Annotated in this window: 13 protein-coding genes; 6 read left to right on the forward strand and 7 right to left on the reverse strand. The window is 58.7% G+C overall.

Annotated elements, in window-relative coordinates; all coding sequences use genetic code 11:
- Nucleotides 1-111: 111 nt before the first annotated feature.
- Nucleotides 112-756 (reverse strand): dihydrofolate reductase family protein, encoded by a 645-nt coding sequence (locus tag ACQZ5F_RS07220; protein WP_137084048.1) that lies wholly within the window; start codon nt 754-756, stop codon nt 112-114.
- A gap of 53 nt (nt 757-809) precedes the next feature.
- Nucleotides 810-1,688: a DUF4344 domain-containing metallopeptidase gene (locus ACQZ5F_RS07225; protein ID WP_052818563.1), complete on the reverse strand. Its 879-nt coding sequence runs from the start codon at nt 1,686-1,688 to the stop codon at nt 810-812.
- Nucleotides 1,689-1,851: 163 nt separating this feature from the next.
- Between ACQZ5F_RS07225 and ACQZ5F_RS07230 the strand changes: the two genes are divergently transcribed.
- From ACQZ5F_RS07230 to ACQZ5F_RS07240, 3 genes are all read left to right on the forward strand, one after another.
- On the forward strand, nt 1,852-2,319 hold the full coding sequence (locus ACQZ5F_RS07230; RefSeq protein ID WP_225339936.1) for a DUF1203 domain-containing protein: 468 nt from the start codon (nt 1,852-1,854) through the stop codon (nt 2,317-2,319).
- A 99-nt stretch (nt 2,320-2,418) separates the two neighbouring features.
- A complete protein-coding gene (locus ACQZ5F_RS07235; protein ID WP_046798894.1) occupies nt 2,419-2,754 on the forward strand; it encodes a PilZ domain-containing protein in 336 nt (111 codons plus the stop codon).
- Between the two features lie 216 nt (nt 2,755-2,970).
- On the forward strand, nt 2,971-4,959 hold the full coding sequence (locus ACQZ5F_RS07240) for a bifunctional 2',3'-cyclic-nucleotide 2'-phosphodiesterase/3'-nucleotidase (protein ID WP_448730573.1): 1,989 nt from the start codon (nt 2,971-2,973) through the stop codon (nt 4,957-4,959).
- A 44-nt stretch (nt 4,960-5,003) separates the two neighbouring features.
- On the opposite strand, the gene ACQZ5F_RS07245 is transcribed toward ACQZ5F_RS07240, so the two are convergent.
- Together ACQZ5F_RS07245 and ACQZ5F_RS07250 are read right to left on the reverse strand one after the other, a co-directional pair.
- Nucleotides 5,004-5,546 carry a DUF2087 domain-containing protein gene (locus tag ACQZ5F_RS07245; protein ID WP_052818566.1) on the reverse strand — a complete coding sequence of 181 codons (543 nt, stop codon included), beginning with the start codon at nt 5,544-5,546 and terminating at the stop codon, nt 5,004-5,006.
- A 377-nt stretch (nt 5,547-5,923) separates the two neighbouring features.
- Nucleotides 5,924-6,892 carry a LysR family transcriptional regulator gene (locus ACQZ5F_RS07250; RefSeq protein ID WP_062653701.1) on the reverse strand — a complete coding sequence of 323 codons (969 nt, stop codon included), beginning with the start codon at nt 6,890-6,892 and terminating at the stop codon, nt 5,924-5,926.
- 148 nt (nt 6,893-7,040) lie between these two features.
- On the opposite strand from ACQZ5F_RS07250, the gene ACQZ5F_RS07255 reads away from it, so the two are divergent.
- Entirely contained in the window at nt 7,041-7,658 is a 618-nt protein-coding gene (locus tag ACQZ5F_RS07255) for an FMN-dependent NADH-azoreductase (RefSeq protein WP_046798890.1), read from the forward strand.
- Between the two features lie 42 nt (nt 7,659-7,700).
- Here the strand turns inward: ACQZ5F_RS07255 and ACQZ5F_RS07260 are convergent, their stop codons facing one another.
- The 3 genes from ACQZ5F_RS07260 to ilvA all read right to left on the reverse strand — a co-directional run bounded on the left by ACQZ5F_RS07260 (nt 7,701) and on the right by ilvA (nt 10,740).
- Nucleotides 7,701-8,966: a GGDEF domain-containing protein gene (locus ACQZ5F_RS07260; RefSeq protein ID WP_046798889.1), complete on the reverse strand. Its 1,266-nt coding sequence runs from the start codon at nt 8,964-8,966 to the stop codon at nt 7,701-7,703.
- Between the two features lie 117 nt (nt 8,967-9,083).
- Nucleotides 9,084-9,392, reverse strand: coding sequence for an HlyU family transcriptional regulator (locus ACQZ5F_RS07265; RefSeq protein ID WP_046798888.1), 309 nt, complete (start codon nt 9,390-9,392; stop codon nt 9,084-9,086).
- Nucleotides 9,393-9,465: 73 nt separating this feature from the next.
- A complete protein-coding gene (gene ilvA / locus ACQZ5F_RS07270) occupies nt 9,466-10,740 on the reverse strand; it encodes a threonine ammonia-lyase (protein ID WP_448730572.1) in 1,275 nt (424 codons plus the stop codon).
- Nucleotides 10,741-10,820: 80 nt separating this feature from the next.
- Between ilvA and ACQZ5F_RS07275 the strand changes: the two genes are divergently transcribed.
- Together ACQZ5F_RS07275 and ACQZ5F_RS07280 are read left to right on the forward strand one after the other, a co-directional pair.
- Nucleotides 10,821-12,278, forward strand: a complete 1,458-nt coding sequence (locus ACQZ5F_RS07275) for a TrkH family potassium uptake protein (RefSeq protein ID WP_046798887.1) — start codon at nt 10,821-10,823, stop codon at nt 12,276-12,278.
- A gap of 96 nt (nt 12,279-12,374) precedes the next feature.
- Nucleotides 12,375-12,629, forward strand: coding sequence for a heavy-metal-associated domain-containing protein (locus ACQZ5F_RS07280; RefSeq protein ID WP_003521591.1), 255 nt, complete (start codon nt 12,375-12,377; stop codon nt 12,627-12,629).
- Nucleotides 12,630-12,641: the final 12 nt, after the last annotated feature.

A 12,641-nucleotide genomic window follows, 5' to 3' on the forward strand; every position in this document is an offset into this window, starting at 1 on the left:
GACGCGCGTCGGCTGGATTCCTGTGACAAGCACAGGAATGAGGGTGGAGGCATCCGTGGGCGCGGCAAACTGCTCCGCGATGTCTCTGAAAATACTTAAACGGCGCAGCATTCATGCCTTGTCGATAATCAGATGCGTAGCGCCCTCGCCCGCCACGGTTCCGGTAGAGCGGTAGCCGAGCGCGGGCAGGTCCATTCCCTCGAACAAATGTTCACCCTTGCCGAGAAAAACCGGGGCGATCGCCAGATGTAATTCATCGATCATGCCCGCAGCCATATATTGCCGGATGGTGGAAACACCGCCGCCGATGCGCACGTCCTTACCATCCGCCGCTGTCAGCGCCATGTCGAGCGCCGCCTCGATGCCGTCGGTCACGAAATGAAACACCGTGCCGCCCTTCATCGTGAAGGACGGACGCGCATGGTGCGTCAAAACGAAAACCGGAACATGATAGGGCGGCTCGTCGCCCCACCAGCCCTTCCAGCTTTCATCCGGCCATGCGCCGCGCACCGGCCCGAACATGTTGCGTCCCAATATCCATGCGCCGATATTTGCGAAGCTCTTTTCGGTAAAATCCTCATCCGTACCGGTCGAGCCGCCCTCCTTTCCGAACATGCGGTGAAAGGTCCGGGTTTTGACCGCCCATTGATGCAGCGTTTCGCCGTTCACCCCCAGCGGGTTCTGGAGACTCTGGTGCGGTCCCGCGCCATATCCGTCAATCGAAATGGCGAAATTGCGAACGACAACCTTCGGCATGGCACGCTCCTCCCATTCGGCAGGGCCAGATCGCCAGCGTCCGGCAATCGACCTCAGATTTCCCGTTCCAGATTGACCGCCGTCGGAATTTGCCCACCGGCAGCGCCCTTGTCTTCCGTGACGGTGCTCAGCAGATGATCGGCAATCAGCTCCGCCTGGAATTTACCAAGCTCATAACAATAGGTGATCTCACGCTTTTCAGCGGACCAGTAGACATCAGGACGCCCGCAGGTCCTGGCCGTGAGCTTAACGTCACCCTTCAGACCGTAAGCGCCGAAACTGCGGCTGATGAGATCGAGAACCTTCGATTCCCTGATCATGATGGCGTAGGCTTCAAGCTCGGGATCGCGCGGCGGCATATAACTGACAATGAATTTGGACGGCGTCTGGCTGCGATGCGGGCTCAGAAAATTCTCCCAGGTCGAAGCGACGCGCGGATAGGCGGCGGCGCATTTGTCGAACTCCGCGTTGTCCAGACCCATCATGGCGGCGAGATCGCCATAACCATCCTTGTCGCGGCCGACCATCAGGCAGGCCATGTTGCGGTCACGGCTTTTCTCGGGAACGAGCGCGGAAAAGACCGGTGCTTCGTGCTCGGGCAAGGTTTCCGCCTCGCGTCCCAGATACCAGCTATCGGTGGCGTTGACGAGCGCGGTATCGAGCCATTCCTCGTTGGCCTGAAGAATGAGCGTGCCCGCCAGCTGGTCGGCCGGGGCCTGCACGCTGCCGGTCTCCACGGTTCCGAAATCCGAAATCAGCATGCGCGCGCCCTCGTGATAAAGCGAGAAGATCGCGTTGCCGATGACGAAATTGACCGCCTGCTGCAACTGGTCGTCGGACAGGCCATCAAGACCGGCGGCAGTCTGTGCCTGAGCCGGGGCCGTCAACGAAACAAAAGCCAGCGGAACGGCGGCCAGAAAACGACGCAACATAAAATCAGACCTTCCGGGAACGAGGAGCGTCACTGATTCCCGATGCAAACGAGTCATGCAATGGGCTGGTTGCATCACCTGTCAAGAATCGGGTGGATAGCACTCGGTTTGGAGATCATAGCTGCAAAGAAGCAACGCCGATCCAAACCAGAAAGAGCCCGCCATGACCGATCTCGTCTTTATTGCAATGCCGGCTAATGAAGCCGAAGCCTTCCGGGCAGAAGCTGCGGACGCCTATGGCAACCCGCCGGAACGGAGCGTTTCTCCTGGAGGCATGCCCTGCCGCCATTGTCTTTCCCAGATTGGTGAAGGCGAAGGAATGCTGATCCTCGCCTACCGGCCGTTTCCGTCGCTGCAGCCCTATGCGGAAACGGGACCTGTGTTTTTGCATGCCGAAGCCTGCGAGCGCTACCCGCAAACGGAGACCCTTCCGCCGATGCTGAACAGCCCGGATTATATCGTGCGCGGATATGGCGCCGACAACCGCATCGTCTATGGCACCGGCGCAGTGACGGCGACGGGCGAGATCGTGTCTCGCGCACGACATCTTCTGGAGCGCGCTGACGTTGCTTATGTGCATGTCCGTTCCGCCCGCAACAATTGCTATCAGTGCCGTATCGCCAAAGCATAATCACAGCATTGTCTAGAATTTTAACCGAACAACTAAACGGGTCTCAAACTTTTACAGCTTATTGTGCCCGTATCGGAAACAATTGATTTGAGCAGCAAAATGGCAAACAACCTCAATATGGCGACCCGCACCGCGCCGCGCAGCAAGACCAGGATTTTTGCGACCGTGCATTATTTCAGCCAGTCGACCAGAGCCCGCGTCCTTGATCTCTCGGCGACCGGCATGGCGCTCGAGCTTGATGGGCCTTTCGCTGCCGCCAAGGGCAGCCGGGTCAAGGTGCAGAGCGAGGATCTGGGCTTCATCGAAGGCGTCGTGCAATGGCAGCACCAGAACCGCCTCGGCCTGCAGCTGAAGCTTTCCACCAACACGCTGGCGCAGCTCTCCTCCTATTTCCGCTTCTTCCATGAAGAAGTGAAACCGACCCTTGCCCGCTGATCTTCTCTGCCTGAAAGCCGGAATGCGCTGCCCGGAAGGAGCGCATTCCCCGATGTGGAAGCGTGTGCATCGCACTCCAATGACAAAAAATTTATCAAACGGTTGAAAACGGACCTATCTGTCACCGGCTTGTCATTTTGGTGATGGACTCCTCGGCGATTGCTTCTACCCTGTCCGCTTCTCAAGACAGAGCAAGCTTCATCCGAAGGAGTTCCCATGTCGCCGCTTCTCGCTCTCCACCCCATCACCCGCCGTTCGCTGCTCGGCGGCATTGCGGCCTCTTCGGCGCTGGTGCTGCTGCACCCCTTCGCCGCCCGCGCCTCTGCCAATCAGGCGCATCTGCGCATCATGGAAACGACTGATATCCACGTCCACGTCTTTCCCTATGATTATTACGCCGACAAGCCGAACGACACGATGGGTCTGGCGCGCACTGCCTCGATCATCGGTGCCATCCGCGCCGAGGCCGGAAACTCGATGCTGGTGGATAATGGTGACTTCCTGCAGGGCAATCCGCTCGGCGATTACATCGCCTATGAGCGCGGCATGAAGGCCGGCGACAAGCACCCCGTGATCAATGCCATGAACGTGCTGGGTTATGATTGCGGCACGCTCGGCAACCACGAATTCAATTACGGCCTCGACTATATGTCGAACACGCTGGCCGGCGCCGGTTTCCCCTTCGTCTGCGCCAACCTAACCAAGGGTCAGCTGGCGTCGGACCCCAAGCAGGACGAGCTGTTCTTCAAGCCTTATATCATTCTTGAAAAGCAGATCCGCGACGGCGGGGGCGTCACCAGCCCGGTCAAAGTCGGCATCATCGGCTTCGTGCCGCCGCAGATCATGATGTGGGATTCCAAGAACCTCGAGGGCAAGGCCCAGACACGCGACATCGTCGAGGCGGCCAAGGCCTGGGTTCCCGCCATGAAGGAAGAAGGCGCCGATATCGTCATCGCCCTTTCCCATTCCGGTATCGACGGCAAGGGCCAGAGCGATCGCATGGAGAACGCCTCACTTTATCTGGCGGGCGTCGAAGGCATCGACGCGATCTTTACCGGCCACCAGCATCTCGTCTTCCCCGGTCCGAAGACCTGGGACGGCATAGAGGATGTTGATGCGGTCAAGGGCACGCTCCTGGGCAAACCGGCGGTGATGGCCGGTTTCTGGGGTTCGCATATGGGCCTCATCGACCTGCTGCTCGAAAAGGACGGCAAGAGCTGGAAGATCGTCGATTTCACCTCTGAAGCACGGCCAATCTATCACCGCGATGACAACCGCAAGATCGTTGCCGACTTCACGGACAAGCCGGAAGTCATCGCCGCGGCCAAGGCCGATCACGAGGCAGCCCTCGCCTATGTGCGCCGCCCGGTCGGCAAGACATCTGCCCCGCTCTATTCTTATTTCGCGCTGGTGGCCGATGATCCTTCCGTGCAGATCGTCTCCAACGCCCAGACCTGGTACATCAAGGACATGCTGAAGGAAGGTCAATATAAGGACCTGCCTGTGCTTTCGGCAGCAGCCCCCTTCAAGTCCGGTGGTCGTGGCGGCGCGGATTATTATACCGATGTCCCCGCCGGTGACATTGCCATCAAGAACGTCGCCGACCTCTATCTTTACCCCAACACGGTGCAGGCGGTGCTGATCAACGGTGCGCAGGTCAAGAACTGGCTGGAGATGTCGGCTGGCATGTTCAACACGGTCGAGGCCGGCGCGAAGGATGCACCGCTGCTGAACGCCGATTTCCCGTCCTATAATTTCGACGTCATCGACGGTGTCACCTATCAGATCGACATTTCCAAGCCGGCGAAGTTCGACAAGGATGGCAAGGCGGTCAATCCCGACAGCAACCGCATCGTGAACCTTGAATTCAACGGCAAGCCGATCGATCCCGAACAGAAATTCGTGGTGGCCACCAATAATTACCGCGCCGGCGGCGGCGGCAAGTTCCCGGATATCGCCGCCGACAAGGTGATCTTCGTGGCGCCCGACACCAACCGCGATGTGATCGTGCGCTATATCATCGATCAGGGCACCATCAATCCGTCCGCGGATGCCAACTGGTCGTTTGCGCCGGTGGCCAATACCTCGGCAATCTTCGAGACGGGTCCGAAAGGCCGCCATTATGCGGCTGACATCAAGGGCGCAAAGATCGAAGATGCCGGCGACGGTGCGGAAGGTTTCGCAAAGTTCCGTCTGGTTCTTTAAAGACCGCAGCCCTCCCGGCGAAACATCGCCGGGAGGGTGTTTCTTCAGTCGCGGCCTTTCACGATACGCAACAGCAGCGGCAGCTCCATCGGCGGCTTCTGCTCGATGCGTTGGTAATCGCTACCATCGCGGTTGCGGCGGATGAGCTTCAGGCCGACCATGTCGCGACGCAACATCGCGGCATCGCCAAACAGATGTAGATCATTCAGGAAGCTGCTGAATTCCCGTTCGGAAAAACTGCGCCCGGCGGGAATTTTCGCCCATAGGTACCAGAGGCACAGTTCCTGCTGGGAGCGACGCGCAGGCCATTGCATCAGCCTGCCGGCGGCATCGAAAATCCGCGCGGTCTTCAGCACCCTGCCCTCATTGGCAGCTGGCATTGTCTGCGGCGACGGATGGCTGCTTTCGGCGGATGATGTGCGCGCGGCGCGCAGATGCTGGAAATTGCGGAACCCGGCGGCCCGGCTGAGAAGATTGAGCATCTCCACATGGCTTGGCTGGCGCTCCAGCCTGCCGATCTGTTCGCGAACGGATTTGGCAAAGGTCGAGAGATCGGCGATATCAATGGAAAGGATCGAACGTGGCATGACTTATCCTCGCGTGCCGTTCCGAAGAGGTGTCGCTGATCGCCGGCTTCCGACAAGGCACGGGATAAGTGCTGTCAATTATTCGAGATGCAGGTTTAGCTTCCCTTGCGGGACGGCGATGCCTCGGTGAACTGCTGACCGTGGTTAGGTATAGGCAGACCGTTCGTTGCCGTCAATTGGCCCTGTGGTGGTGTAACGCGAGGTTACCGCCCGTTTCTTCTCCCCATGGGGGGGAGAAGGTGGCCCGAAGGGTCGGATGAGGGGGCAACGCCAGCGATAGACCGCACCCTTTCCCCCTCATCCCGCTGCCGCGACCTTCTCCCCGGCGGGGAGAAGAAGCTCGCGGCACCCGCTCGCTCCACATGCAATAGCCAATGTCACTCAGCGGCGACAGCAATATCCCTTTGCTTGTTCGCGGCAAGCATCCCATTGAAATCCTTATGCTTCGGACAGGCCGCGAGGCGTTCCTGAAATGCCTCGGCAAGCCATTGACCTGCAGGACCTGCGGGTGAATCCACCCGCCGCAATGCAAAGAGCGGATATTCACCCTGTTCATAGGCCTCGAGTTCAAGTGCCTTCAGGCTGCCATTGGTCAGGTCATTACGGACGATCGATGCGGGCAGGCCGCCCCAGCCCAGACCACCCTTGATCAGCTGGTATTTCGTGGCGATATCGCTCACCCGCCATGTCTTGTAGGAGAGCACATTAAAATCGCGTCCTTTGGTGAGGCCCGAGGCATCGGTGACGACGAGCTGGACCTCTTCACGCACATCCGCCAGGGTCAGCGGCCGCTCGATCTGCGCCAGCGGATGATCGGCAGCGACGACCGGCAGCATGAAGGAATGGCCGACTTTTTCCACGACCAGCTCATCATCCTGGCGCATCAGCGCACCGCCGATGCCGATGCCCGCCTTGCGGGAGAGCACCATCTCCATCACCATACCCAGCTCGCCGACATTGAGGCTGAGGGTGACGGTGGGGAATTGCTCGCGAAAATCCCGCAGCACGGCAACAACGGCTTCTGCCGGAACCATGGTGCTGATGGCGACGGAAAGCTCCGCTTCAAGGCCCTGCTTCAGCCCCTTGGCGCGGGCGCGCATTTCCTGCAGGCCGGCGACGATGCGCCTTGCATCCTCCAGCATGGCGCGGCCTTCATCCGTCAGCTTCGGCTGGCGCACGCCGCCGCGCTCGAACAGGGTGACTTCAAGCTGCGCCTCGAGATTGGCGATGGTATAGCTGACCACCGACTGCGCGCGGTTGAGCGCCCGCGACGCAGCGGAGAAACTGCCGGTCTCGGCAACGGTCAAAAATACCTGCAACTGGTCGAGTGTGGGGTTCGCGTCCATGTCCCATCCATTTCATCGATAGATTGCTTCCACATTATCACAGTTTTCTTGATGGCAGCAATTTTCCATATAGGGGCAAAGGAAGGGCATCGTGCTCTCCCGCCCTCCCAAGGCGCCCGTCAATTCATCGCATATGCAAGGAAAGACCATGTCCAACATTCTGCTCATCACCTCCAGCCCACGCGGCGACGAATCGGTTTCGAACAAGTTTTCCGGTGAACTCGCGAGCAAGCTGAAGGCCAAGTCGGCGGCGAATACCCTTGTCCACCGCGATCTCGCCGCTGATCCCATTCCGCACCTCGACACCGTCAAGACGGCTGCAATCCGCAAGCCGGCCGACCAGCGTACGGCTGAAGAAGCGGTTGCCGCTGAATATTCCGACAAGCTGGTTGCCGAACTTATGGCTGCCGACACCGTCGTCATCGGCACCGGCCTCATCAACTTCAACATCTATTCCGGCCTGAAGTCGTGGATCGACAATGTCGCCCGCGCCGGCCAGACCTTCCGCTACACCGAAACCGGCCCGGAAGGCCTCGCCAAGGGCAAGAAGGTCTATATCGTACTCGCCGCTGCCGGCGTTTATTCCGAAGGCCCGGCCGTATCGATGAACCATGCCGTTCCTTACCTGAAGACCGTTCTCGGTTTCATGGGCATGACCGATGTGGAAGTGATCTATGTCGAAGGCCTGGCATTCGGCCCGGAAGCCGTCGAGAAGGCCATTGCCGCCGCCGGCGCCAAGGTTGCCGAGCTGGCACAGGCCGCCTGAAGCATAGAGAATGGCAGGCTGATGCCGGCTGGATTGCCGGTCTCAGCCGACCCACATTCCGAAACGGCCGTGGACCTGATCCCGGCCGTTATTTTTTGCTGCATACAGCCGCGCATCGGCCTCCGATAAAAGCGCGCGAAAAAGCTGGCCGTCCTCAAAGGCCGTGGCGACGCCAATGCTGACCGTCAAAGGCGAACCGTCTGGGCGGCGCAGATCCGCCAGGATCGCCACCCGCAGCCCCGCGGAAAACGCAAGCGCCGCCTCATGCGCCATTGCCGGCAGGAGAGCCACGAATTCCTCGCCACCGAAGCGGTATAGATGTCCATGCGGCTGTACGCTGCGTTTCAGCACGGCGGCAAATTCCCGCAATATCTCATCACCCTGCAGGTGGCCGAAGGTATCGTTGACGGTCTTGAAATGGTCGATATCGACGATCAGCACGCTGACCGGCCGCTGTTTCTCCAGACATTCCACGACGACCGAGGGCGCATCGAGTTCCATGCGGGCGCGGTCGGACACACCTGTCAGCATGTCGCGGCCCGAGCGGGACAGAAGCTCTTCATAACGCTCTCTGAAAGTGAGATCGTTGAAAACATCAGCAACGCTGCGGCGTGTCAGGAAACGCCCCTTGGTCGATGTCAGACCGAGATAGAGGGCGAACAAGGCCGAATAGATGCCAACCGCGACCATCTTCGCCTTCCAGCCATCGTAGAAGACATTGACCGGCGCATCGAACAGATATCGCAATGCCCCGTAAAAAGCAGCCTGATCAAAGCTTAAAATGACGACGCCACAGATCGCAAAGCGCAGCACGATGTGGCGCTGCAAATACCGCCCCAGCTTTTCGTAAAGCAGGATGATGGCGATGGCATCGACATAGAGAATGCTGGTGCCCCAGACCATCAGCACGCCCACCTCATCAAGAAAACCGGTATTGACCGACTGTCCGGGGACGATCGCCACCGTCTGATGAAACCGGATGATCTGCGCCATGATGACGGTCAATATATTGCCGAGAAGCAGACCGTAGATCGGCTGGCGCACGACCGCCGCATCCTCGCGCATATAAAGCATGAGGATCATCATCAATTTGCCGGCAAAGAGGATGGAAGAACCCGGCGAGGCCACGCCGAAAGGCAGGCCGACATAAAAGACGGCGGCCAGATAGGTTTCCATGAAATGCATGACACCCAGCGCGGTGAGAAAAACACCGATGCCGAGAATATGCCGGTAATGAAGGAATGCCGTCATTACCGAAAAATAGACGATGGCCTCCGTAAGGAAGAGGGCCAGATTTGCCCATTGCATCGGCACACGCCCTATCGATCCACATCACGCCGGTCTATCGGCGCAACTCCATGCCCTTCAAGGACGATAGGCCTAAGCAACCAACGGAATCTTAATTTAGAGAGTAAGAAAACGTCATCATTTTCCTGGGAAAAGCGATGAACCGTTCTGGTCGATGATCAGCTTCGCCTTGCGGATCGTGAACTCCACCGCATCATCCATGCTGCTGAAGACATCGGCGCGCACGAATTCATGCACCAGCACTTCCTCGCCAGCCTTTTTCTCGATGCGGCCGGCCAAGCGGAACTGGCCGCCTTCCTTCAACGGCGTCGCATAGATCAGATAGTCGCCATGCGCATGCGGCTCCGCCTGCACCGTCTTCTGCGGTGCGTCGGACGGCTGGCCAGAACCGAAGGCCGAAAGGATTTTGGAAAAAAACGATGCCATGGTTTTCACTCCCTGATCTATATCGTGTTTGAAGGGCGGATATGCCCCGCCCTTCCCTGCCGTTCTTGCCCGATCAGATGATCAGGTTCGACAGGATGTCGTTTTCAGTAATATCCTCATAACCAAGGCCTGCGGCCTCAAAGCGCTCCAGAAGCCCTGCGAAGTTTTCCTGCGCGTTGGTTTCGATACCGATCAGGATCGAGCCGAAATTGCGGGCCGATTTTTTCAGATATTCGAAACGGGCGATATCGTCGTCCGGGCCGAGCAGGTTGAGGAAATCACGCAGCGCGCCGGGGCGCTGCGGCAGGCGCAGGATGAAATATTTCTTCACGCCGGTGTAACGCATGGCGCGTTCCTTCACATCCGGCAGGCGCTCGAAATCGAAATTGCCACCGGAAACGACGGCGATAACCGTCTTGCCTTCCAGCCTCTCGCGGCCAAGCTTTTCGAGCGCGGAAATCGCCAGCGCGCCGGCGGGCTCCAGCACCACGCCCTCAAGGTTCAGCATTTCAATGATCGTCACGCAGATGGCATTTTCCGGGACGAGCATGACCTGCTCGGCCGGAAAATCCTTCAACGCATTGAAATTCAAATCGCCGATGCGGGCGACGGCAGCGCCATCAACAAAATTATCGACCTTGTTCAGCGTCACCGGTTCGCCGCGTTCAAGGCTCTTTTTCAGGCTCGGCGCGCCTTCCGGCTCGCAGAACACGAAGTTCTCCTTACTGACAGTGCCGGCGAGGAAACCCGTGAGGCCGGCCGAAAGCCCGCCGCCGCCAACCGGCATGACGACGATATCAGGCTTGGTGCCTTCCGGAAGCTGGTCCATGATCTCGGCCGCGACCGTCGCCTGACCCTCGATGATATCCTCGTGGTCAAACGGCGGCACCATGTAACCGTCATTGTCCTGCACGTGTTGACGCGCGGCTGCATAGCACTGGTCGAATATATCGCCCACCAGCCGGATTTTGATGAATTCTCCACCAAAGATGCGGGTCTTTTCGATCTTCTGCTGGGGTGTCGTCACCGGCATGAAAACGACGCCGTGAACGCCGAAATGGCGACAGGCGAAAGCAAAGCCCTGGGCGTGGTTGCCGGCGGACGCACAGACGAAAACCTTGTCCTTGCCGGCCTTGGCCACCGCCTTGCGGAGAAAGTTGAATGCGCCTCTAATCTTGTAGGAACGAACCGGGGACAGATCTTCACGCTTCAGCCAAATCGACGCGCCATACCGACGGCTGAGATGTTCATTCAACTGCAACGGCGTTTCCGGGAATATTTCCCGCACTTCCCGCCGCGCTGCTTCCACAAGCTGCTTGTCCACGATAGTCAATCCATTGAAATTCATAATGGCACCCGCTATGCCATAGGAAGGCGTCGGAGACAAAGACTCATTTCAGCGCGGCCACGAACTCTGGGTTTCATTTCTTGAACAGCAACCTTCTGCGCTCGGTCATATACGTTTCGTCCATCTTCGGGCTTTACATGGCAACGGCCATGTTCCTTCCCGCGCTGACCGACCTTTATTACGGCAATGACGACTGGATGGTTTTTGCACTGTCGGGTTTCATGTGCGGCGGCTTTGCGCTTGCCTGCGCGCTTGCGACGCGCGGGCCGATTGCCGCCTTCAACAAGCGTTTCGGCTTCCTGCTCGTCAATATTCTCTGGCTGGTCTTTTCCATCGTCGGGGCGGTTCCGCTTTATTTGTCCGAACTCAACCTGACGCTTGGCCAGGCCCTTTTCGAATCCATTTCCGCCATCACGACGACGGGATCGACCGTCATTGCCGGTCTCGACAACGCGCCGCAGGGCATCCTGCTCTGGCGCTCGCTGCTGTGCTGGCTGGGCGGCATCGGTATCGTCGCGCTGGGTCTCTTCATCCTGCCGCTGCTGCGCGTCGGCGGCATGACCTTCTTCCGCATGGAATCCTCCGATACCGGCAACGACCGGCCCTTCGCGCGGCTGGCAAGCTTCACCCGCGCTTTCGTGGCGATCTATATCATCATGACGCTGGCCTGCACGGTTGCTTACGACTTTGCCGGCATGTCGCATTTCGATGCCCTGAACCATGCCATGTCGACCGTCGCAACCGGCGGGTTTTCGACCCATGACGCATCTTTCGCCTATTTCAACAACACGGCGCTCCTGTGGATCGCCACCGTCTTCCTGATCTTCGGCAGCCTGCCCTTTTCGGTGATGATCCTGCTTGCCGTGCGCCGCCGGCTGGAGACGCTGCGCGATCCGCAGATCGCCGTCTTCCTCGGTTACCTCTGCGCGATTTCGATTGCAGTCGGCGTTTATCATCACCTTAGAAACGGCGTGCCGCTGGATGACGCGCTCAGCCATTCCTTCTTCAACATGACGTCGATCCTTTCCACAGGCGGTTTCGCCAGCGACGACTATACGCTCTGGGGTCCCTTCGTCATCATCGTCGCTTTTTTTGCGACCTTCATGGGTGGCTGCTCCGGCTCGACGGCTGGCGGCATAAAGGCGTACCGGTTCCTCATCATGTTCAACGTGGTGCGGGCCGGGCTGAAAAAGCTGATCTATCCGAATGCCGTTTATTCGGTCCGTTACGGACAGCAGATCGTTGATCCGGATACGATCCGGACGATTTTCCTGTTTGTCAGCTGTTTCATTGCGCTGTGGATCGCCGGCAGCCTCGCCATGAGCCTGATGGGATATGATTTCCTCACCGCCACCTCGGCCGTTGCGACCTCGCTTGCCAATGTCGGCCCCGGCATTGGCCCAATCATCGGTCCGGCGGGAAATTTCTCCACGATCAGCGACCCCGCGCTTTATCTCCTCTCGGTGATGATGCTGCTCGGGCGTCTCGAAATCCTGACGGTTCTGGTGCTGCTGATGCCGATTTTCTGGAAGAATTGAGATCGTTGATCCTGCGTGAATAAAGCGCTTGACCTTCCCACGTTGGAATAGTCCAGGCTCTCCCTGTTACGAATTCCAACCAAGGAGAACCGCCCCATGTGCACCGCTCACCAGCATCACGCCGAAACCACCACGGCACCGGTTGATGCCGATCTTTCTTTCCATGTTGAAGACATGACCTGCGGTCACTGCGCCGGTGTGATCAAGGGTGCGATCGAAAAGACCGTTCCCGGTGCCGCCGTGCATGCCGATCCGGCAAGCCGCACCGTTGTCGTCGGCGGCGTTTCAGATGCTGCACGTATTGCTGAAATCATTACCGCTGCAGGCTATACGCCGGAAGCACGCGCCTGATCTGAAGAGACA

The organism is Agrobacterium sp. 22-210-1 (assembly GCF_053522525.1).